Raw genomic sequence first — 21,529 nt, 5'->3', positions numbered from 1 at the left:
CCGACCAATCAGTCGCTGCCGGGTCGCCTGGACGGCAGATCAGCTGTTGGCGAGGCGGAAGCCGACCTTCATGGTGACCTGGAAATGCCCGACCTTGCCGTTCTCGACGTGGCCGCGGATTTCGCCGACCTCGAACCACTCGACGTTCTGCAGCGAGCTGCTCGCCTCGGCGATACCGTTCTGAATCGCCTCATCGACGCTGTTGCGCGAGGAACCAACGATTTCAACCTTCTTGTAGGTGTGATGATCCGACATTGAAACAATCCCCTTCTGGTCTGGAGAGCCTCCGCTCGGTGATGACGCGTCCTGTTCATTGAGGCCCGCAGATCGCCCCGGAAGTTCAGCGCAGCGGTCAGTCTGCGATGGCGGACGGCGAATCCTGATGGCGGGAAATGCCGCGCGGTTCGTAGGGTGGATGTCGCTTTCTACATCCACCGCACCGCCACCGGGTGGATGCCCACCCCGTGGATGGCCACCCCGTGGATCGGTGAAGCGCGATCCACCCTACGACCTGCAGCGGCACACGCAGGGTGGCTAACGCGCAGCTTATCCACGCGGTTTCCCGGCACGATCAATCCACGCGCCGATAGCGGTAATGCTGCGGCTTGAATACCTGGTTGAAATGCCGGCCCAGCGATTCGGCTTCGAGCAACGCCTGCACCGCTTCGGGCGGGACCTCTTCATAGCGGTACAGCGCGCCGCTGCTGAATTGCACTTCCAGCACCTGCTGCTCGGGGTCGTAGCCGAGCGAGCGCAGGCTGCGCGAAGACACCGCTACATGCTTCATACCGCCGGCCCGGGTTCCTGGGCGAAGCCTTCGGCCTGCATGCGCCATAGCGCGTCGAACTCACCACCCTGACGGCGCAGCTCCTGCGGCGGGCCGTCTTCGACGATACGGCCGTCGCGCAGCACGATGATGCGATCGAAGCTCGCCAGGGTGGACAAGCGGTGCGCTACCGCAACCACGGTGCGGTTGTGCACCAGATTGTTCAGCGCCGCCTGGATCTCGCCTTCGGACTGGGTATCCAGCGCCGAGGTGGCTTCGTCGAGAATCAGAATCGGTGCGTCCTTGAGGAAGGCGCGGGCGATGCCCAGACGCTGGCGCTGGCCGCCGGAAAGCATCACCCCGCGCTCGCCGACCAGGGTGTCGTAACCCTGCGGCAGCTCGCGGATGAAGCCATCACAGAAGGCACTGCGCGCCGCCGCGACCACTTCCTCGTCGCTGGCGTCCGGGCGGCCGTAGCGGATGTTCTCGCGAATACTGCGGTTGAACAGCGCGGTTTCCTGCGGCACCACGGCGATCTTCTCGCGCAGGCTGTCCTGGCTGACGCTGCGGATATCCTGGCCATCGATGAGAATGCGCCCGTCCTGCACGTCGTCGAGGCGCTGGATCAGGTTGATCAGGGTCGACTTGCCGGCGCCGGACGAGCCCACCACGCCGACCTTCTGCCCGGCCGGAATATGCAGGTCGAGGCCTTCGAACACCGCGCCGCGGTCCGGGTAGCTGAAGCCGATGCGCTCGAAGGTGATATCCCCTTCGGCCAGCATCAGCTGGTTGTCGCTGTCATCGAGGCCATGGGGCTGGACGATGATGCGCAGGGTGTCGTCGATGGCACCGATCTGCTGCGTGGCATCCACCAGCGCCAGTGCCAGATCCCGCGAGCCATGCAGGATGCGAAAGGTCAGCGCGCTGACCAGCACCACGTCGCCGGCCGTGACCTCGCCGCCCACCCACAACTGGATCGCCCAGATCAGCATGCCGCCGGCCATCACCGACAGGCAGATGTCGTGCATCACCCGCGCCTTTTCCAGGTACATCCAGCTGCGCCGCTGGGCGCGGGCTTCGAAGCCGATCTCGTGGGCCAGGCGCTCGGCCTCGCGGTCACGGGCGGAGAAAGCCTTGATGGTCCAGACGTTGGAGACTGCATCCACCAGCTCGCCGCCGACCCGTGCCGATTGCGCAGCAAAGCGCTGATGCTTGTAGCGGCCACGAATGCCGAAGCCGGTGATCAGCACGGCGACGATGGCGACGAACAGGATCAGCGCCACCGCCATGCGCACGTCCACCGTCAGCAGCACCACCACGGCGCCGAGGAAGTCGACGATCGGCGGCACGATCTTCCATGCCAGGCCGCCGTAGATGGCACCCGCCGCCTGGCCGACCGCGGAGATGCGATTGCCCAGGGAGCCAGCGAAATGCTCGGTGAAATAGCGCATCGGGTGGCCGGTCAGGTGCTTGAACAGGTCGACGCGGATATCCACCACGCTGGCGACCACGGTGCGGCAGCCGAGCCAGCCGCCCAGGCGCCAGAACACGTTCTCGGTGACGATCAGGCCGATGAACAGCCCCAGCGGCCACCAGACGTTGGCCGCGCCGCGATCCGCCGTGCCCTGGGCCATGGCATCGACCAATAACTTCATGCCGTACTGCACCGCCACCGCGCAGCTGGCGGCACCGATGATCAGCGCCAGCAGGCCACCGAAATGCCAGGGCCGGGCACAGATGTAATGCCAGAGAAAGGCGACCGGGCGGCTCGGCAACGGCAGCTCGTCCGCCTGCGCCTGCGGCAACCCGGTCGCCTGGTTCATGGTGTGGCTTCGGCGAACCGCGGGGCGGGGCTGGACTGGCTGAAACGCATCTGCTGCAGCCGCAGCTCGTCGGCCAGGCCCTCATGCACGCAGCGCTTGCCAATTTCGTCGGGGAAACCGAGCAGCCCGACCGGGCAGTGGCGCTCGTCGGTCCAGCCCGGATAGTCGAGCACCGGATACAGGCAGATGCCTTCCACCGGCACCCCGGCCTGCATCGCCAGGCCCGCCTGCTCGCTGACATAGCGCAGCCAGTCGCCGCGCACGTCGCCTTCGGCGCCGGTCTCGGCGATCAGCAATGGCCGCTGATAGCGCTGATGGATCTCCCGCAGGATGCCCTTGAAGGGCCGGTAATCCGGGTTGTCCCGCTCGATGGTACGGCCGTCGCCGTGGTACCACTGGTTGTTCGAGTAGTAGTTGATGCCCAGCACATCGAGGTATTCCGGCGCACCGCCGAGGCCCGGCCATTGCTCGCCGCAGAGCATGTCCCAGGCCTCGAACTGCGACTGGCGGAAACGCTCGGCGTCGCGCTGCGGCCCGGGCCGGTCATTCGCCGCGACCACATGGATGGCCGGATCGACCTGAACGAAGCGCGCCCGTGGCTCGACCGCGCGGATCGCCTGCATCGCGGCGATGGTGGCGCGCACCAGCTGGTGCTTGAGTTCGAAACCACGGCCGCGGGCCATGGGATTGAAATAGGCCTCGTCGCCACCGGCCCAGGCCCAGAAGGAGATTTCGTTGAGCGGCGCATAGAACGGCACCTCGCCGGTCTCGTCCTTGATCAGCTGCGCCGCCGCCGCGGCATAGCGGGCGAAGCGCTCGACGAACTGCGGCCGCCAGATGTCGATGTCGTCCGGCCAGCCGTAATGGCACAGATCCCAGATCACCTGGGTACCCTGGCGCTGCGCCGCCTGCAGCATCGGCAGGAAGCTGGACCAATCGTACTGCCCCGGCTGGCGCTCGATCAGGTGCCAGCGCAGACCGTCGCGCACACTGCGCAGGCCGTAGCGGTGCAGCTCGGCGTAATCGTGGGCCGCCCAGCGGTCGTGCCCGGTCGCGGCAATCAGGTCGAGACGCCGGCCGTCGCTGCGCCGGTGGTTCGAACACTCGAAACCACCAAGGAAGAAACTCTTGAACAGACTGGGGTGGTGCATCGTTTACCTCATGGATGACTCGCTACGGCCGGGCAGCAGCCGAGCGGCACTGGCCTGCCGCGTGGCGACAGGCTCATGCATAACGACCGCCTGGCTTCAGCCGAGTTGCTCGGGCACCGCTTGCGGCTGCGTTGCCAGCTCGGCTTCCTCGATGCGCTTGTACAGCGCCAGCGCCTGCCCGACCACCTGATCCATGTTGTAGTACTTGTAGGTGCCCAGACGGCCAACGAAGGTCACGCCGGGCGTCTGGTCCGCCAGCTGCTGGTAGCGCTTGTACAGCTCGGCGTTCTCCGGCCGCGGGATCGGATAGTAGGGATCGCCCTCGGCCGCGGGGTACTCGTAGGTGACGCTGGTCTTCGGATGGACCTGCCCGGTGAGGTGCTTGTATTCGCTGATGCGCGTGTAGGGCACGTCCTCGCTGGGGTAGTTGACCGTACCCACGGCCTGGAACTGTTCCTGCTCGAGCTGCTTGTGCTCGAACTTCAGCGAGCGGTACGGCAGCTTGCCGAAACGGTAGTCGAAGTATTCGTCGATTGGCCCGCAGAAGATCAGGTGGTCGTACTGCACCTCGTCGCGGATTTCCCGGTAGTCGGTATTGAGCATCACCTTGATGTTCGGATGCGCGAGCATCTTCTCGAACATCCGGGTGTAACCGTGCTTGGGCATCTGCTGGAAGCTGTCGGTGAAGTAGCGATCGTCGGTGTTGGTGCGCGTCGGGATGCGCGAAGTGACCGACTTGTCCAGCTGCGACGGGTCCAGCCCCCACTGCTTGCGGGTGTAGCCGCGGAAGAACTTCTGGTACAGCTCGCGGCCGATGCCGTTGATCACCACGTCTTCGCTGGTCTGGATGTTCTCCACCGGCTCGGCGCGGCTGGCGAGGAAATCCGCAGCTTCCTCTTCGGTCGTCATGTTCAGACCGTAGAGCCTGTTCAGCGTGGTCATGTTGATCGGGATCGGCACTTCCTGCCCGTCCACCTGCGCCAGCACGCGATGCTCGTAGGGCCGCCACTCGGTGAACTGCGAGAGGTAGTCGACGATGCGCTGGGCGTTGGTGTGGAAGATGTGCGGGCCGTAGCGGTGGATCAGCACGCCGGATTCGTCGTGATAGTCGTAGGCGTTGCCGGCGATGTGCGGGCGCCGGTCGACCACCAGCACGCGCTTGTTCAAGCCCCGGGCCAGCCGCTCGGCCAGCACGCTGCCGGCAAAACCGGCACCGACGATGAGGTAGTCAAAGCCATGCCTGCGCGCCTGCGGCTCTTCGCCGGCACCGCCGCCGAGACGTTCCGGGTTGCGGTCCTGCGGGCTCATATCGCGCATTGGATCTTCTCCTTCATCAGGCTCCAGGTGTGATCCCAGGACATATCGCCGAGGATCTCGTCGGCCTTGGCCAGCAGCGCATCGCGGTCCTCGGCATCGGCCAGCGCAGCTTCGGTGGCGGCGACGAACGCCTCGGCGCTGTCGGCGATACGCACGATCCCGGTGTCACCGTAGGTGCGCACCACATCGGTGATCGGCGTGGACACCACCGGGCAGCCGCCGGCGAGGTATTCGGGGGTCTTGGTCGGGCTGATGAAACGGGTCGACTCGTTCAATGCGAACGGCATGATCGCCACGTCCCAACCGGACAGGTACTGCGGCAGCTCGTCGTAGGTCTTGCCGCCGAGGTAGTGGATGTTGTCGCGCTGCGGCAGCTCGGCCGGGTCGATCTTGACCACCGGGCCGATCAACACGATCTGCCAGTCCGGCTTCATCCGCGCGACCTGCTCGATCAGTTCGAGGTCGAGGCGTTCGTCGATCACGCCGTAGAAGCCGAGACGCGGATGGGGAATCTCCGCCTGGTCGTCCGGGTCATGCTGCGGCCGGCGCGCGGCGGCGAAGTGCTCGACATCGACGCTGCTGGGGAACGGGTGGGCGTTGTCGTGGCGCTGGCGCTTGGCCTCGTAGAGGCTGTAGCCGCCGGTGAAGACCAGATTGGCGCGACACATCAGCTCCACTTCGCGCTCAATCAGCTGCGGCGGCGCGCCGCGAAACGCCGACAGCTCGTCCATGCAGTCATAGACGATCAGGTTGGGCGCCAGGTGATCGGAGAAAGCCAGGCTCATTGGCGTGTAGTACCAGAGCAGCAGGTCGCTGACGCCCAGCTTCTCCAGGTAGCCATCGAGCAACTGACGCTGCACGCGGGTCGCGTCTTCGCCCTCGCAGCCCGCCGGCAACCGGGGAATCAGCACCTGCACGCCGTTCTCTTCGGGGCGCACTTCCAGCCAGGGCTGGGCATCCTCGGTGGGAATCGGCTCTTCATGGAAGAGCACGTTGTAGTCACGGGCGAAACGCGACATCAGGTGCTGCGGGCGTTGGTAGACGAAGCTCCAGCGCAGGTGCGACAGACACAGCAGCGTCGGCACCTGATCATCGAAGACCACTTCGGCCGGCGCCTGCGGCGCGTTACGGGATTTGCCGATGTCGTATTGGAAAGGGCCGGCCCAGCTCATCTAGCACCTCATGTCGGTAACCGTGCCCAGGCGCTCCTGCCCGTTCACCTGCCACTCCGATGCCAGCGCTGCCCTGCGTAAGGCGTGTCGTCACGCGACGACAACGAGCCATCAAATGTCCTGCAACCCGCGTCGTCCGCCGGTAGTGGACGGCAATCAGCGGTACGGGTTCCCGCCAATCATCCGATAGCGCAGCCCGTCGACCGGCCGGCGGGTAGATGGAACTCGCCCGAAGCTCACCCCGTCCCTATCAGCAGGACGCCTGATTTAAACCGGCACCGGAACCCCCCGCGCGCAGCTTGTCGTCGCCGTCCCGTTCCGTTCGCCGAACCCAATTACGGAGACTCATGCAGCGCCAGCCATGGCCAGCCGCAGTGTCGCGAGCGTGTCGAAAGACTGCGAATTTCGGAGGTAGACAGATGATTCTGGTGACAGGAGGGGCTGGATACATAGGCTCACACGCAGTGCTCGAACTGCTGCAGGCCGGCCACGAGGTGCTGGTGCTGGACAATCTGTGCAACAGCTCGCAGCTGGCGCTCGACCGCGTCGAGCAACTGGCTGGCCGGCCGCTGCACTTCGTCAAAGGCGACGTGCGCAATCGGGCGCTGCTCAAGGCGCTGTTCGCCGCCTATCCGGTCACCGCAGTGATGCATTTCGCCGGTCTCAAGGCCGTTGGCGAAAGCGTTCGTGAGCCGCTGCGCTACTACGAAACCAACGTCGGCGGCAGCATCGCGCTGTGCCAGGCGATGGCCGAAGCCGGTGTGTTCAAGCTGGTATTCAGCTCCTCGGCGACGGTCTACGGCGAGTCACCGGTGATGCCGATCACCGAGGACCGCCCGACCGGCGTGCCGACTAACCCCTACGGCCAATCGAAGCTGATGGCCGAGAATGTGCTCAAGGGCCTGGCCGACTCCGACCCACGCTGGTCCATCGGCCTGCTGCGCTACTTCAACCCCATCGGCGCCCACGAGTCGGGGCTGATCGGCGAGGATCCCAACGGCGTGCCGAACAACCTGCTGCCGTACATGCTGCAGGTGGCGGTGGGCCGTAGAAAGCAGCTGAACGTCTATGGTAACGATTACCCGACCCTGGACGGCACCGGCGTTCGCGACTACATCCATGTGGTCGATCTGGCCAAGGGTCATCTGAAAGCTCTGGAGCGTCTGCAGCTGATTCACGGTGTTTCCACGTGGAACCTCGGCACCGGCAAGGGTCATTCGGTGCGCGAGATGATCACCGCCTTCGAGGAAGTCACCGGCCGCAGCCTGCCCCATGTGATCAAGCCGCGCCGCAGCGGCGACATCGCCCAGTGCTGGTCGGACCCGAGCAAGGCCGAACGCGAACTGGGCTGGCGCGCCGAGAAGGACCTGACCAGCATGCTTGCCGATGCCTGGCGCTGGCAGAGCCGCAACCCGCGTGGTTATGCCGCGGACAAGGTCACCGCAGCGGATCTGCTATCCACACAGACCGCACTGGCCAGCTGAGCCAGCCGCGCTGTACCCCTGAGGTAAAAGCACATCACGGCTGAACAGCGGTGATGTGCTTGCCTGCGTCTGCCCGCCGTTACTGCCGCTCGGCCAGATAGGCCTCGGTGGACTGCACGTTCGCATAGCCGAACGCCAGCGACGCCATGATCGCCGCATGCACCTGCTCCGCCGGCACTTGGGTGCCATTGAATTCGAGGTCACGCGCGGCACAGGCGTCGTGGATCACCGTGGCGCTGAAGCCGAGATCGGCACTGGCACGGGTGATGGCATCGATGCACAGATGGCTCATGTTGCCGACGATGGTCAGCGTGTCGACGCCGCGCCCCCTGAACAGGGCCTCCAGTTCGGTGTCGCGAAACGAGTTGACCTGATGCTTGAGGATCACCGGCTCGCCCGCAAGGCTCTCCACCTTGGGATGAATCCGCGCGCCATCCGAGCCCGGCGTGAAGAATGGCGCATCCGCCGAGGCGAACTCGTGGCGCACATGCACCACCAGATCACCCGCGTCCCGTGCCGCGGCAAGGAGACGCGCCGCGTTGTCCGCCGCTGCCTCGATCCCGTGCAGGGTCCACTTGCCGCCCGGGAAATAATCGTTTTGGATGTCGACCAGAACCAACGCTCGCTTGCCCATCACTTTCTCCTGTCGTGAGCCCAATGCCCGTCTGCAGACTGTAGATGCCCTGGCGACCGCCGAGGATGGGCCAGACCGACATTATCGTGGGAAAAACTGACATGCCTGCCGCACCCGAGACGCTGGAAATCGGCCTGCTCCTCTACCCGGGCGCGCAGCTGGCGGCCGTTTACGGGCTGACCGACCTGTTCAGCGTGGCCAACCGCATGGCGGCCGAACGCGGTGCCGCGAAGCTGCCGACCCTGCGCGTCACGCATTGGTCGCTGCAGGACGGCACATCAGGCATTCAGCGGGTGTTCGACAGCCTGCCAGGCAGCCAGCGTTCGCCACGGATCATCATCCTGCCGCCGTGTCTGGAGGCCCGCCCCGAGGCGCATGTGATCCAACCCTTCGCCGCTTGGCTGGGGCAATGCCACCAGGCCGGCGTCACCCTCGGTTCGGTCTGCGCCGGCGCCTTTCTGCTTGCCGAAACCGGCCTGCTCGACGGCCGCACCGTCACCACCCACTGGGGCCTGGCCCAGGCCCTGCGTGAGCGCTTTCCGAATGTGCAGGTGGATGCGGACCGGATGATCGTCGATGACGGCGACATCATCACCGCCGGCGGCCTGATGGCCTGGACCGACCTCGGCCTGGCGCTGGTGGAGCGACTGCTGGGGCCGACCATTGCCTCGGAAACCGCGCGTTATCTGGTGATCGACCTGACGCGGCAGTCGCAGCGCTACTTCAGCAGCTTCGCCCCGCGCCTGGATCATGGCGACGAGGCCGTATTGCGGGTGCAGCGCTGGCTGCAGAGCCAGAGCGCCAGCGCCGTACCCGTCGCCGCCATGGCCGCCCAGGCCGGAATGGGCGAGCGCACCTTTCTGCGCCGATTTCGCGCGGCCACCGGCCTCAAGCCGACCGAATATTGCCAGCAGCTGCGCGTCGGCAAGGCGCGCGAACTGCTGGAGCTGACCAACCGTGGCATCGAGCAGGTGGCCTGGGCAGTGGGTTATCAGGACCCGGGCGCCTTTCGCAAGGTGTTCCAGAGACTGGTGGGACTGTCACCCGGCGACTACCGCCGACGCTTCGGCAGCGGCACGCAGCCGTCGGAACCGACGTAACCCCGCCGCTACTGGCGGTCGATCTGATGGCCGATACCGGATGTCGACAGCGCCGGCTCGTCACCGCTCCACTTCAGCTTATTGTCGATGCCGTCCAGGGAGATCTGCGCGGGCCCGTCGAACTCCAGTTCCAGTTCATGCTCGCCGCCCGACACCTCGACGATCGCCGTCTGCCCGTGTCCGACGACCTTGGTGCGGATGCGGTTCTGGTTGGTGTCCACCAGCAGTCGGCCGACAGCGGTTGCCGTCACGCTGTTGTCGATACCGGAAACCTCCAGCGCGGAGGCCGTTGCCAGGCTGACCTCATGCTCCGTCCCGTAGACCTGCACCACACCACATTCGCCGGTAAGGCTGATCTTGTTGGCGCTGCCGGAGATGTTCACATCCTTGCCGAGGCAGGGCACATCGCGGGACAGCTGAATGCCATCCAGTTCAATCGGTTGAGCATGGGCAGCACCAGCCAGCAGCAGGCTGACCACGAGCATCGCAGCAGAAGCGCAAGCATTCATTCGCAAAGTCCTTTCGAGGCGGAAGAAGGCATCGGAAAAGCCGCTGCGATCACGCGATCGCTCCGCTGCCGTGCCGCGTAGGACTCGACGGCAGCGACCGAGTTCAGGCCGGCATGGGGCGCCTGCGAACGGCTCTACATCCCGCCCGGCGGCAAACGATGCACACGGCCGTGCCTTGCAGGAACGCAACGAGCGGGCGCCGGCGCTCGTTGCGCTTACGCTTTTACCCGCTGCGTTCAGCGCCCGGCCTGGTTGGACATTGGCAGCGTAGCTATCTCAAGGCGTGCCGCAGGCCAGTTCACGACCGATCTTCGACGCATCCAGGCGGCGATTGAGTTGTACCACGCCGGTCAGCTGCGGGTCCTGCACGGCCAGGCGCAGCAGCGCTTCGCGGGTCTGCGCGGCCGTGGCGCAGGGGTTTAGCGACGCGTACAGCGCGGCCGCACCGGTGACGTGCGGAGCAGCCATGGAAGTGCCGCTCATGTAGGCGTAACCGGCCGCGCCCTTGGCAGTCGGCACCGTGGAAACGATGTCGACGCCCGGCGCGGCGATGTGCACGCTCTTCGCCCCGTAGTTGGAGAAGCCTGCGCGTTGCCCGTTCTGACCGATCGCGGCGACGGCGATCACGTTCGGCAGCTGATAGCTCGCCGGGTAGCTTGGCGTCGCGTCGATGTCGAGGCCGCTGTTGCCCGCCGCAGCGACGAACAGGATGTTGGCATTGCCAGCGGCACGAATGGCGTCGTACAGCGCCTGGGAATAGCCACCGCCACCCCAGGAATTGTTGGTCGCAACCAGATTGATCTTCTTCGCCAGCTTCAGCTGGGTCAGGTAGTTGACCGCTTTCACCGCACCGGCGGTGGTGCCGCCATTGGCGCCGAGAAATTTAGCCGTGATGAGCCTGGCGCTCGGGCAGACGCCGAACACCCCGGCGCCATTGTTGGCCACGGCGGCAACGGTGCCGGCCACATGCGAGCCGTGGTCGTCGGCCGGGCCGTCGTAGACGCTGGCGTCGTTGGCGCTGAAATCCCAACCGTGGATGTCATCGATGAAGCCGTTGCGGTCGTTGTCCTTGCGGTCGGCGCGGCTGCCCTCGCCCGGGTTGATCCAGATATTGGCGCGCAGATCGCCATGGGTGGTCATCACGCCTTCGTCGATGATGCCCACGTGGATCTGGCTCGAACAGGCTGCGCCAGCGTTCCAGGCGGCCAGCGCGCCACTGCCGTAGGGTGCTGCCGGCGAGGTGGTCGCGCCCTGCATGCCCCAGAGGCTAGCGAGCCCCGGATCGTTGGGGTTGGCCAGCTGGGTGCGGTAGATCCAGTTCGGCTCGACGAACTCTACCGCCGGGTCGGCAGCCAGCCGGGCCAGCAACGCGGCATCGATTTTTTTGCCCTTGCCCAGCTGCGCCTGCACCAGATCGCCCTTGGCGTCTTTGCGTGCAGCCTTGTCTAGCAGCTTCTGCGCGGCCTTGGCGCCCTGTTTGCTCAAGGCCGCGCTCTTCGCCGCCTCCGAGGCGCCAGGCTTGAACTGCACCAGCAATTCACCTTCGACAAATGGCCGACCCGCCTTCAGCGAAGCTTCCACCGCCGGGTCCGCCTTGGCGGCCACCTGCTCGGCCGCGACCGCCAGCACCACGAACATCAACAAACCGACACGCCGTGCCATCACCATCACTGTTCTCCTCGAACGACTGCAGACAGCTCCGGCATCAGTGCCACCGGATGCTAACTCTGGGGATCATGCGACTGTATCGACGCAGCCAGCGCCGCTTTAGTGGCGCCAGACAAACGGCGACACCGTTCGTCGCCATGCCGTTAAATGCGGCCGGGCTGGCACCGGTTCGGCTTCGCCATTGCGTGCGGTGTTCACGGCCAACAGCACACGCCAGCCCGTTTTATGAGAGGCACTGCCGGTCGCGTGGCGGCCCGCCTGGCCTGGCGTGTCAGCTTGGCTTTTCCACGCTCCGCAGCTCTGCCCGTAGCCAGTCGGCCAGCCGCTCCGCCCGCCGATCCAGCCGCCGTGCCGGCACCCAGAGCGCCAGCCGGGCGCTGGTTTCGACGAAACCCCAGGGCGCCAGCAGCCGCCCCGATTTCAGGTCATCGGCGACCAGCTGCTGCGGCGCGATGGCCACGCCCAGCCCGGCCAGCGCCGCTTCCAGAAGGAAATACAGGTGTTCGAAGCTCTGCCCGAGGCGCAGCCGTGTCGGGTCCAGCTGCTGCTGGCTGGCCCAGGTCGGCCAGGCCTGTGGCCGCGAGGCGGTGTGCAGCAGCGCCTCTTCGAGCAATGCCTTGGGCGGCGCGCTGCGCAGTTCGGCACAACGCGGGTGGTAGGGGCTGAGCACCGGGCCGATACGCTCGGCGGCCAGCTCGAACACCTGCATGTCCGCCGGCCACGGTGGCTCGGCGTACCACAGCGTGGCATCCAGGCCCGGCTTGCGCGGGTCCAGCTCGCCCTCACTGGCTGACAGCTGCAGGCGCAGCTCCGGCAGGTCGCGATTGAGCCGATCCAGCCGCGGAATGAACCAGCGCGCCAGCAGGCTGCCGGGGCAACCGAGGACGAACGGCGCCTCGGCAGTCTGTCGCTGCAGCTCGGCGCAGGTGCTGCGCAGACGCTCGAAGGCCTCGCTGGCCGCCTCGCGCAGACGCCCGCCGGCATCGGTGAGTTTTACGCCGCGGCCATCCTTGACGAACAGCGTGATGCCCAGCTGCTCCTCGAGCTGCCTGACCTGCCGACTGACGGCACCATGGGTGACGTGCAGCTCACGGGCCGCTTCGCTTACGCTACCTAGACGGGCGGCCGACTCGAACGCACGAAGGGCGTTGAGTGGTGGAAGTTCGTGCGGCATATGTGTGAGTTTTCCTGACAGGTTGCGGCGATCTTATCGCTTTTAACCGGATGCCCATAGCCGTACTCTGACGCCATCGCACCTGCCGTCCCTCGTGACAGCGCTCGGGATACGCAAACCTGACCGCAGACGCCAGCCGGATTTGGCAGCCAGCCCAGAAAGGAGCCTCACATGACCTCATACCGCACCGGTCCCGACAATCGTGGCCTGTTCGGCCGCTTCGGCGGTCAGTTCGTCGCCGAAACCCTGATGCCGCTGATCAACGAGTTGGCCGCCGAATACGAGAAGGCCAAGAGCGATCCGGCCTTCCTCGAGGAGCTGGCCTACTTCCAGCGCGACTACATCGGCCGCGCCAGCCCGCTGTACTTCGCCGAGCGCCTGACCGAGCAGTTCGGCGGCGCGAAGATCTACTTGAAGCGCGAAGACCTGAACCACACCGGCGCGCACAAGATCAACAACTGCATCGGCCAGATCCTGCTGGCCAAACGCATGGGCAAGCAGCGCATCATCGCCGAGACCGGCGCCGGCATGCACGGCGTGGCCACCGCCACCGTGGCCGCGCGTTTCGGCATGCAGTGCGTGGTCTACATGGGCACCACCGACATCGACCGCCAGCAGGCCAACGTCTTCCGCATGAAGCTCTTGGGCGCCGAAGTGATCCCGGTCACCGCCGGCACCGGCACGCTGAAGGACGCGATGAACGAAGCCCTGCGCGACTGGGTGACCAACGTCCACAACACCTTCTACCTGATCGGCACCGCCGCCGGCCCGCACCCCTACCCGGCCATGGTGCGCGATTTCCAGTCGGTGATCGGTAACGAGGTCCGCGAGCAGATCATGCAGAAGGAAGGCCGCCTGCCCGACTCGCTGGTCGCCTGCATCGGTGGCGGCTCAAACGCCATCGGCCTGTTCCACCCATTCCTCGATGACGAATCCGTGCAGATCGTCGGCGTCGAAGCGGCCGGTCACGGCATCGACACCGGCAAGCACGCCGCGAGCATGGCCGGCGGAGCGCCGGGCGTGCTGCACGGCAACCGCACCTTCCTGTTGCAGGACGCCGACGGCCAGATCACCGACGCGCATTCGATTTCCGCCGGCCTCGACTACCCCGGTGTCGGCCCCGAGCACGCCTGGCTGCACGAGATCAAGCGCGTCGAATACGTGCCCTGCACCGATGACGAAGCCCTTGAGGCCTTCCACCAGTGCTGCCGCCTGGAAGGCATCATCCCCGCGCTGGAATCCGCCCACGCCCTGGCCGAGGCCTTCAAGCGCGCGGCCAAACTGCCCAAGGATCACCTGATGGTGGTCAACCTCTCCGGCCGCGGCGACAAGGACATGCAGACCGTGATGCACCACATGAGCGAACAGGAGACGCACGCATGAGCCGCCTGCAGAGCCGTTTTGCCGAGCTGAAAGAACAGAACCGCGCGGCGCTGGTGACCTTCGTCACCGCCGGCGACCCGGACTACGCCACTTCGCTGGCCATCCTCAAGGGCCTGCCGGATGCCGGCGCCGATGTCATCGAACTGGGCATGCCGTTCACCGATCCGATGGCCGATGGCCCGGCGATCCAGCTGGCCAACATCCGCGCCCTGGCGGCCAAGCAGAACCTGCCGAAGACGCTGCAGATGGTCCGCGAATTCCGCGAAAGCAACGCCAGCACCCCGCTGGTGCTGATGGGCTACTACAACCCGATCTTTGCCTATGGCGTCGAACGCTTCGTGGCCGATGCGAAAGAGGCTGGCGTCGATGGCCTGATCGTCGTCGACCTGCCGCCGGAGCATAACGACGAACTCTGCGACCCGGCGCAGGCGGTGGGTATCGACTTCATCCGCCTGACCACCCCGACCACCGACGACAAACGCCTGCCCACCGTGCTCAACGGCAGCTCGGGCTTCGTCTACTACGTTTCGGTCGCCGGCGTGACCGGTGCAGGTTCCGCCACCATGGAACACGTCGAAGAGGCGGTCGCGCGCCTGAAGCGCCACACCGATATCCCGGTGTGCGTCGGCTTCGGCATCCGCACGCCGGAACAGGCCGCCGCCATTGCCCGCCTGACCGACGGCGTGGTGGTGGGCTCGGCGCTGATCGACCAGATCGCCAGCGCCAAGAGCCCGCAAGACGCGGTGGAAGGCGTGCTCGGCCTGTGCCGCGAGATCAGCGCCGGAGTACGTGGCGCCCGCGGCTGAGGCCTGGTTGCCGCAACCGAAAAAGCCGCTGCCCCGTGAGAGGTCAGCGGCTTTTTCGTTTATGTACCGGGTGTCCCGATTGCATCGGACCATGGCGACTCCGGTGGGCTTCAGTCCGCCACTGGACCGCAGCAATCACCACTGCTTTCTGCAAGACCACCAAGAGGCGTCAGACATGGACATCAACGACCTCCCCTTCGGCACTACCGACTGGGCGACCATTGAACCCACCCTGCATCCAGGCGAAACCGGCAGCGCTTGCTGGCGCACCCGCCAGTTCGGCGGCATCCGCGTGCGCATGGTCGAGTACACCGCGGGTTATCTGGCGGACCATTGGTGCAGCAAGGGCCATATCCTGCTGTGCCTGGAAGGCGAGCTGCACACCGAACTCCCCGATGGTCGCCACTTCGTCCTCACGCCGGGCATGAGCTACCAGGTCGCCGACGGCGCCGAGCCGCATCGTTCATCCACCGAAGTGGGGGCGAAGCTGTTCGTGGTGGATTGATTGCAATCGACAGCCGCTGCAACCTGAGGCGCTTCGCACTAAATCAGCGCCTGCGAGGCAGGCACACGGCTGGTGACCACACCGTCATCGGCAGCGAAGGCGCCCCATCGCCCGGCCATCACTTCTTTTTCTTCTTCAGTCCCTTCAACCGCTGCGCCGCGCGCTCTACCGTGGCCTTCTTGTCCGGGCGCTTCATGCGCTTCCATTTGCGGATCTCATCCTTGGTGCGGCCGCAGCTGGTACACAGCTCGTCACTGAGCTTGCAGGCGGAAATGCACGGATTCTCGACGTCCTTGGCCACTGTCAGTGCCGTGTCGTGGCGTGGCGGGCCAGGCGCCGTTGCCAGTCACCGCCATCGTTGCGCTTGCAGGCTTCCTCGCTGTCAGAGCGCACCGGGGCGATAAGCGCACTCATGTCGATACCCGCCTCAGCCAGCGCCGCTTGGGTGAGCGCCTGCATGCGGGCGCCCTGTCCTTGGCCTATCGCCAGCGCCCTCTGTGCCTCCGTGACGAATACCCAGGTGACCTGCAGGCTCTCGGGAAAGCGCGCGTAATCGACCTCATGGGTGAGCCAGCTGAATCCGACGATCTCCGCCTTGCCCGCTTCGCAGGCCTGGCTCAGGCAGCTGGAGAGTTGCCGTTCCATACGGGTCTGATCGCGTTTGCTGAGAAGCATCGTGCCGTCCTGTTACGGTTTGGCCCCGCGTCGAAGGGGGCAGAAAGAAGGAGTCTAACGCGACCCCTGCATGCCGGACCGTCAGCACCGCTTGTTGGCAATACCGCTGATCGATACATCTCGGACAATGGGTTGGCCCCACTTTCGCAAAATCTCACTTCAGCAATATCCCGCCGGCGCGGCGACCCGGCGATAAGCGCTTGATAGTCCTAGGCAGTGGCACAGCCCTGCCGCTTACCTATCAGCGACATTGCATCGAGCACTGCACCCCGCGACAAATTGCACTAAAGTGCAAATCAAGAAAGGTGCCTTCTGGTAAATTTGCTTTGTATTGCAATAATTCTACTTCCGCCCTAGATTATTTGCACTTTCCTGCAAATCCTACCGACATGCCTTATTCCTTGACCATTCAGGCCTTCATCGACCAGCAATGGCGCGATGCACTGATCATGCAGTTCGCGAACCCCGAGCAGGTCGACGGCCATCGCTGCGCCAGCGGCTACGTGCAGAGTTACCTTCTCGATCACCTTGATCTGATCGATACGCCATTCGCCGAGTCGGTCAGCGTCTGCAACCGCCTCGGCTGGCATAGCCAGTACACGAGCGGTTTCCCTGCCTTCGTCTACGACATCATTCCCTCTGGTGCAGCGCGAAAGTCACTGGAACGCCGCTTCGGCCATGAGCGACCCGCCGGCATGGACCTCAACCTGTTCCTGCTCGAACGCTGCGCGCCCGCACCTATAGGTCATCTGCGGGTGAAGGAAGCGGCCAGCCATATCGATGCGAACAGCCGCGTCGCCTTCAGCCGCACTGACGTGGTGGAGCGCACCAGCGCCTTTCTCGAATATGCCTATGAACAGGGTGCGGCCATTGGTGGCGCAACCGGCGCCGGGGGTGAGGCACCCAAGCTGCTGATGACCGAAGACGCCCGCGGCGACCTGCATGCCGATGCCACCCTGCCTGATGAGCAGGCCCATCGTCATTGGCTGGTGAAGTTTGCGCGCAACCAGGCCGGCGAGCGGGACCGCGACATCCTGCGCACCGAGTATCACTACTACCAGGCCATCCGCCAGCTGGGCCTCGATACCATTCCGGCGGACGGGCTGGTGCTGGAAGAGGCCGATAAGCCAAGCCTGTGGATGCCGCGCTTCGATCGGCGGGTCAGCGGTGGCAAGGTCGAGCGCGTCGCGCTGGAGTCCGTCTATTCGCTGTGCAACAACACGCGCCCCGGCTCGCACATGCAGCATGAAGATGTTATCGCCAGGCTCGCGCAGCTGTGGACGGAGGCCGGCCAGCAGGCAGAGCTTCCAGAACTGGTATTCGAGTATGTTCGGCGTGACCTGCTCAATCGCATCCTCGGCAACTCCGACAATCACGGCAGAAACACTTCGATCACCCGCAGCGGTGGCCGTCTGACGCTCGCGCCCATCTACGATCTGGCGCCCATGGTGCTCGACCCGGAAGGCATCAGCCGCGTCACCAAATGGCGCGAGGAGCGGATGGGTGAACCGCAGTGGCGAGACGTCTGTGACCAGCTCAAGGCCTTCACCGACCCCGAGACGACCTACGAACGGCTGCGGCAAGCCGCCAGGGATTTTCTCGCCTTGCCCGACCTGCTGAGCGATATTCCAGACGGCATCAAGCAGGCCACCGGACGCTTGCCAGTGCTCCAGCTGGAGCTCAACCTGAAACGCTGGGGGCTGCTGTGAAGACCATGAGCATCGAAGAGCGCGATCAGCTGATTCGCTCTATCTGCCAGCAGGTCGCCGACGGCACGCTGGGCATGCCGGACGCGATCAGGCGACTGCGCGTCGAGGTCACCGGGTTGAACCAGGCCCGCTTCGCCAAGATGTGCAAGATCTCCATGCGCGCCCTCAACCACCTGGAATACGGCGACGGCAACCCCACGCTCAAGACGCTGGAATCGGTGTTCAAGGTATTTGGCATACGGATATCGCTGGCGATGGTGAGCGGGCCGGTCGATACACCGCCGCCTATGACTCCGTAGCTCCACTTCGCAGCCAGGAACGAGACTCCCGAACAAACCATCGCCCATCGATGACCAATATCGACCCGCTTGATTTCGACAGCGCCGGCCGAGGGCGTAGCATGCCCTGCACATCCCCAGAGCCACCGAGGAGGTTGTTCATGCCTGATACCCCTTACGTCCCGCCGAAGGTCTGGACCCACGACGCGCCCTCGGGCGGCAAGTTCGCCAGCATCAACGCCCCCACCGCCGGCGCGCGGGAGGAGAAGGTGCTGCCGGTGGGCAAGCATCCGTTACAGCTCTATTCACTGGCGACGCCCAATGGCGTGAAGGTCTCGATCATGCTCGAAGAGCTGCTCGCCGCCGGCCACACGGGCGCCGAGTACGACGCCTGGCTGATCAACATCGGTGACGGCGACCAGTTCGGCAGCGGCTTCGTCGAGATCAATCCGAACTCGAAGATTCCCGCGCTGGCCGATCACAGCGTCGACGGCGAACCACTGCGCGTGTTCGAGTCCGGCTCGATCCTCGTCTACCTGGCGGAGAAGTTCGGCGCCTTCCTGCCCACGGAAATCCGCGCGCGCACCGAAACGCTGAACTGGCTGTTCTGGCAGATGGGTTCGGCGCCCTTCCTCGGTGGCGGCTTCGGGCACTTCTACGCCTACGCGCCGGAGAAGTACGAGTACCCGATCAACCGCTACGCGATGGAGGTCAAGCGCCAGCTCGACGTGCTCGACCGCCAGCTGGCCGAGAATCGCTACGTCGCCGGTGACGAATATACGGTCGCTGACATGGCTATCTGGCCCTGGTACGGCGTGCTGGCCAAGGGCGAGCTGTACGACGCCGGCGAATTTCTCTCCGTGCAGGACTACATACATGTGCAGCGCTGGGCCGCGGAAGTCGCCGAGCGCCCGGCCGTGATCCGCGGACGCAAGGTCAATCGCACCTGGGGCGACGAATCCGAGCAGGCGCCCGAGCGCCACAGCGCCGCCGACCTCGACTGAAGCGCAACCCGAGCGGGCGGTAGAAAGCGCAAAGCCCCTGCCATCGCCCGCTGCCTGCCCGCGCTGGTTACCCGGCCCTTCCGCCGGGTAGCCGGCGAGGCGTTCTGCCTCAGAGCTTCCTCGTCACGCGCACGTCCTTCGCGCAGCGGCCGCGCTGCCCTCCTCCGACCGCTGATCCTCCACGCTGAACTATGCCGGTGCGCTCCGACCCAATGTTCATGAGCGCCGTTAATCCGCGACAGACGCGGCCATCAGCACACGGCCGCTGCCATCGCGACAGGTGCAGAGCGCTCACAACCCGGTTGTTCAACACAACGTGAGGTGGATCATGAGACACACACTGGTAGCAGCGTTCGCCACGCTGACCGACGCCAACCGCACTCGCGGCGACCTGATGTCGCGGGGCATAGCGCGCGAACAGATTCACGCCATTGGCGCCGAAAGCGCCGATATCCATGCCTACGACGCGCCCTACACCACCACTCCCGACGTCCCGGTGGATCGTACGCATCACGAATCCAAGGTCACGCATTTCTTCAAATCGCTGTTCGGCCATGAGCCGCACGAAACGCACCGTCACTACGCCACCGCCTATCCGGATGCCGTGCGCCGCGGCGCCCTGGTTATCGCCGTGGATGTCGACGATGAAGACCAGCTGGCCAAGGCGCGCGATGCCCTGGAATACAACGGCGCCATCGACATAAACGAGCGCGGCGGCACTGGCACAGTCGAAGGCTACCCAGGCCCGAGCAGCCCCTATGCTGGCGCGACCGGCGGCGACAGCCATCTGGACAAGCATTTCACCACCCCCGCAACGGGCACCGCTGCGACGGCTACCGGGATACGATCGGCAAGCGAGCGTGTCGGCGAAGGCACCGGAGTCAACACCGCCGCCGGCGTAGGCCACACTACCGACCCGACCGACTACAACGACCGCAGCTCGGCCGACACAGGCCGCTATGACATCGGCAGCGCGGCCAAGCGGGCCGGGACCGACTACCCGGACACCACCGCCACCACTGCTCCGACTGGCGCAGGCACGACCGGCCATGGCAGCAGCAGCGAAATGCCGGAAGTCGCAGCGGGCGTCGGCACCCGAGATGCAGGGCTCAGCCGCGACCGTATCTGCGTGATCCAGCGACCGAGCTGACCGCAGTCCCACGGGCCGCATCATGCGGCCCGTTTTCTGTCAGGCCCCGGCCGGGCTTTCACCCCCGTGACGACTTGCGATTCATCAAGGCCATAGGCTCCCGCTGCTGCGACGATTGGCGCAAGGCCGGACCGCTGAGTGCTGGATGCACCTGGCGTATGCTGGCGCTTCAGGCAGCCTGAGCGCTGCCAAGCATGCAGAGGGCCACGCCATGCTTACGCTGAGAACCGTCTCGTCCTGCCTGATGCTCTGTCTTCTCGCTTCGAGCGCCTGGGCCGCGCAGCCCGCCATGGAGCAGACCGAAGGCGCGTCGAAGAGCGCCTTCGTCCTGCATGAAGGCGGCAACATGCACACCGACCAGGCGGCGCTGCGTGAACGGCGCGCCAGAGCCTACGAAGCGGAGTTACGGGAAGCCGAGGACGAGCTGATGGCGGCCAAGTACGCGATCACCCGGAAATACCTGGCCAAGCTGCCCGCCCATGAACGCGAGGCCATGCAGGCCGAACTCGCCGCGCAACACGCCACCTTCGCCTATCGCTACCCCGAAGCCCACGCACGTCTGCTCCAGCGCAATCCGCACAAGGCCGAGCTCACGCCTGAGTGACGGCCCCGGCAGCACCGGCCGTACGGCGGAAAACGGCAACTTTGCCACGCGTCCACATCACCGCAGCGCGAAGCGCGAGTGGCGTGTTACCGCCTACGCCCGCCTTCGCCCAGCGCCCGCCGCAACCCAGCCTTGCCGACCGTCAACGCCAGACATTCCTCAACCGCACCCAGCGCCGCGTTGACCAGCGGCCTGGGCTGATAGGGCTTGCGCAGGCTCAGCCCGATCTTGGCTGCGACCAGCGCCGCCGTCGCGCCGAGCAATGCCGGCAACAGCATCGGCTCGCGGCGCACACCGGCCAGCGCCGCTGCACTCAAACCGCCGGACAGCGCACGGAACATCATCGACGGCACGATGGTGCGATCCGGCGCAAAGGGCAGCTTGTCGCCGATCATCTCGCTGGCCGCGAGCGTGGGCAGGAAGGTCTGCGCCGTATCCGACGTCAGCAGGTGCGCGGCCTCCCCTGCCCCGGCGAGATCATCGCGCTCGCTCAGTGCCCGGCTGACCAGCGTCGGCGCCAGCATGCTGCGCATGCCCGTCACGGCCCCGATCGCCAGGGCAGCCCATACCAGATTGCTCGAAGTCGTCATCGTCAGTTCTCCCGTCGGTTGCTAATA

The 21,529-nt window shown here is 65.5% G+C and carries 23 protein-coding genes; 10 read left to right on the top strand and 13 right to left on the bottom strand.

What is annotated here, in order from left to right; genetic code table 11:
* Nucleotides 1-39: 39 nt before the first annotated feature.
* The 6 genes from PSEST_RS00375 to PSEST_RS00350 form a co-directional block, all read right to left on the bottom strand.
* Nucleotides 40-255, bottom strand: coding sequence for a dodecin (locus PSEST_RS00375; RefSeq protein ID WP_015275102.1), 216 nt, complete (start codon nucleotides 253-255; stop codon nucleotides 40-42).
* Nucleotides 256-571: 316 nt separating this feature from the next.
* A complete protein-coding gene (locus PSEST_RS00370) occupies nucleotides 572-787 on the bottom strand; it encodes a KTSC domain-containing protein (protein WP_015275101.1) in 216 nt (71 codons plus the stop codon).
* Nucleotides 784-2,589, bottom strand: a complete 1,806-nt coding sequence (locus PSEST_RS00365; protein WP_015275100.1) for an ABC transporter ATP-binding protein — start codon at nucleotides 2,587-2,589, stop codon at nucleotides 784-786. Before PSEST_RS00365 ends, PSEST_RS00370 begins: the two co-directional genes overlap by 4 nt.
* Entirely contained in the window at nucleotides 2,586-3,740 is a 1,155-nt protein-coding gene (locus PSEST_RS00360) for a hypothetical protein (protein ID WP_015275099.1), read from the bottom strand. The genes PSEST_RS00365 and PSEST_RS00360 overlap by 4 nt, the downstream gene beginning before the upstream one ends.
* Before the next feature lie 96 nt (nucleotides 3,741-3,836).
* Nucleotides 3,837-5,057 carry a UDP-galactopyranose mutase gene (glf, locus tag PSEST_RS00355; RefSeq protein ID WP_015275098.1) on the bottom strand — a complete coding sequence of 407 codons (1,221 nt, stop codon included), beginning with the start codon at nucleotides 5,055-5,057 and terminating at the stop codon, nucleotides 3,837-3,839.
* Nucleotides 5,045-6,229, bottom strand: a complete 1,185-nt coding sequence (locus PSEST_RS00350; protein WP_015275097.1) for a glycosyltransferase family 1 protein — start codon at nucleotides 6,227-6,229, stop codon at nucleotides 5,045-5,047. Before PSEST_RS00350 ends, glf begins: the two co-directional genes overlap by 13 nt.
* Nucleotides 6,230-6,648: 419 nt before the next feature.
* On the opposite strand from PSEST_RS00350, the gene galE reads away from it, so the two are divergent.
* Complete coding sequence (gene galE / locus PSEST_RS00345; protein ID WP_015275096.1) at nucleotides 6,649-7,713, top strand: UDP-glucose 4-epimerase GalE; 1,065 nt, start codon at nucleotides 6,649-6,651, stop codon at nucleotides 7,711-7,713.
* A gap of 79 nt (nucleotides 7,714-7,792) precedes the next feature.
* On the opposite strand, the gene PSEST_RS00340 is transcribed toward galE, so the two are convergent.
* Nucleotides 7,793-8,347 carry a cysteine hydrolase family protein gene (locus PSEST_RS00340; RefSeq protein ID WP_015275095.1) on the bottom strand — a complete coding sequence of 185 codons (555 nt, stop codon included), beginning with the start codon at nucleotides 8,345-8,347 and terminating at the stop codon, nucleotides 7,793-7,795.
* 101 nt (nucleotides 8,348-8,448) lie between these two features.
* Between PSEST_RS00340 and PSEST_RS00335 the strand changes: the two genes are divergently transcribed.
* Nucleotides 8,449-9,447: a GlxA family transcriptional regulator gene (locus PSEST_RS00335; protein ID WP_015275094.1), complete on the top strand. Its 999-nt coding sequence runs from the start codon at nucleotides 8,449-8,451 to the stop codon at nucleotides 9,445-9,447.
* A gap of 8 nt (nucleotides 9,448-9,455) precedes the next feature.
* Here PSEST_RS00335 and PSEST_RS00330 read toward each other — a convergent pair whose 3' ends face one another.
* The 3 genes from PSEST_RS00330 to PSEST_RS00320 form a co-directional block, all read right to left on the bottom strand.
* On the bottom strand, nucleotides 9,456-9,956 hold the full coding sequence (locus PSEST_RS00330) for a DUF3060 domain-containing protein (protein WP_015275093.1): 501 nt from the start codon (nucleotides 9,954-9,956) through the stop codon (nucleotides 9,456-9,458).
* A gap of 276 nt (nucleotides 9,957-10,232) precedes the next feature.
* A complete protein-coding gene (locus PSEST_RS00325; RefSeq protein WP_015275092.1) occupies nucleotides 10,233-11,624 on the bottom strand; it encodes a S8 family peptidase in 1,392 nt (463 codons plus the stop codon).
* Between the two features lie 271 nt (nucleotides 11,625-11,895).
* A complete protein-coding gene (locus PSEST_RS00320) occupies nucleotides 11,896-12,798 on the bottom strand; it encodes a LysR family transcriptional regulator (protein WP_015275091.1) in 903 nt (300 codons plus the stop codon).
* A 171-nt stretch (nucleotides 12,799-12,969) separates the two neighbouring features.
* Here PSEST_RS00320 and trpB point away from each other — a divergent pair, with 171 nt between their 5' ends.
* From trpB to PSEST_RS00305, 3 genes are all read left to right on the top strand, one after another.
* Nucleotides 12,970-14,181 carry a tryptophan synthase subunit beta gene (gene trpB, locus PSEST_RS00315; protein ID WP_015275090.1) on the top strand — a complete coding sequence of 404 codons (1,212 nt, stop codon included), beginning with the start codon at nucleotides 12,970-12,972 and terminating at the stop codon, nucleotides 14,179-14,181.
* Entirely contained in the window at nucleotides 14,178-14,987 is an 810-nt protein-coding gene (gene trpA / locus PSEST_RS00310) for a tryptophan synthase subunit alpha (protein WP_015275089.1), read from the top strand. Before trpB ends, trpA begins: the two co-directional genes overlap by 4 nt.
* A gap of 175 nt (nucleotides 14,988-15,162) precedes the next feature.
* Nucleotides 15,163-15,492 (top strand): DHCW motif cupin fold protein, encoded by a 330-nt coding sequence (locus tag PSEST_RS00305; RefSeq protein WP_015275088.1) that lies wholly within the window; start codon nucleotides 15,163-15,165, stop codon nucleotides 15,490-15,492.
* Nucleotides 15,493-15,610: 118 nt separating this feature from the next.
* Here the strand turns inward: PSEST_RS00305 and PSEST_RS00300 are convergent, their stop codons facing one another.
* Complete coding sequence (locus PSEST_RS00300; protein WP_015275087.1) at nucleotides 15,611-15,793, bottom strand: DUF1289 domain-containing protein; 183 nt, start codon at nucleotides 15,791-15,793, stop codon at nucleotides 15,611-15,613.
* A 2-nt stretch (nucleotides 15,794-15,795) separates the two neighbouring features.
* Nucleotides 15,796-16,167: a hypothetical protein gene (locus PSEST_RS00295; protein WP_015275086.1), complete on the bottom strand. Its 372-nt coding sequence runs from the start codon at nucleotides 16,165-16,167 to the stop codon at nucleotides 15,796-15,798.
* A gap of 389 nt (nucleotides 16,168-16,556) precedes the next feature.
* Here PSEST_RS00295 and PSEST_RS00290 point away from each other — a divergent pair, with 389 nt between their 5' ends.
* The 5 genes from PSEST_RS00290 to PSEST_RS00270 all read left to right on the top strand — a co-directional run bounded on the left by PSEST_RS00290 (nucleotide 16,557) and on the right by PSEST_RS00270 (nucleotide 20,912).
* Nucleotides 16,557-17,876, top strand: coding sequence for a type II toxin-antitoxin system HipA family toxin (locus PSEST_RS00290; RefSeq protein ID WP_015275085.1), 1,320 nt, complete (start codon nucleotides 16,557-16,559; stop codon nucleotides 17,874-17,876).
* 5 nt (nucleotides 17,877-17,881) lie between these two features.
* Nucleotides 17,882-18,175 (top strand): helix-turn-helix transcriptional regulator, encoded by a 294-nt coding sequence (locus tag PSEST_RS00285; protein ID WP_015275084.1) that lies wholly within the window; start codon nucleotides 17,882-17,884, stop codon nucleotides 18,173-18,175.
* Between the two features lie 140 nt (nucleotides 18,176-18,315).
* Nucleotides 18,316-19,158 (top strand): glutathione-dependent disulfide-bond oxidoreductase, encoded by an 843-nt coding sequence (gene yghU, locus PSEST_RS00280; RefSeq protein WP_015275083.1) that lies wholly within the window; start codon nucleotides 18,316-18,318, stop codon nucleotides 19,156-19,158.
* A gap of 328 nt (nucleotides 19,159-19,486) precedes the next feature.
* Entirely contained in the window at nucleotides 19,487-20,308 is an 822-nt protein-coding gene (locus tag PSEST_RS00275; RefSeq protein ID WP_015275082.1) for a hypothetical protein, read from the top strand.
* Between the two features lie 211 nt (nucleotides 20,309-20,519).
* Nucleotides 20,520-20,912: a hypothetical protein gene (locus PSEST_RS00270; RefSeq protein WP_015275081.1), complete on the top strand. Its 393-nt coding sequence runs from the start codon at nucleotides 20,520-20,522 to the stop codon at nucleotides 20,910-20,912.
* A gap of 86 nt (nucleotides 20,913-20,998) precedes the next feature.
* Here PSEST_RS00270 and PSEST_RS00265 read toward each other — a convergent pair whose 3' ends face one another.
* The gene (locus PSEST_RS00265) at nucleotides 20,999-21,502 is read right to left on the bottom strand and encodes a DUF4126 family protein (RefSeq protein WP_015275080.1); all 504 of its coding nucleotides are present in this window, start codon (nucleotides 21,500-21,502) and stop codon (nucleotides 20,999-21,001) included.
* Nucleotides 21,503-21,529: the final 27 nt, after the last annotated feature.

This window comes from Stutzerimonas stutzeri RCH2 (assembly GCF_000327065.1).
In the GTDB taxonomy this organism is placed as follows: domain Bacteria; phylum Pseudomonadota; class Gammaproteobacteria; order Pseudomonadales; family Pseudomonadaceae; genus Stutzerimonas; species Stutzerimonas stutzeri_AE.
This window is presented reverse-complemented; position numbering and strand designations above follow the sequence as displayed.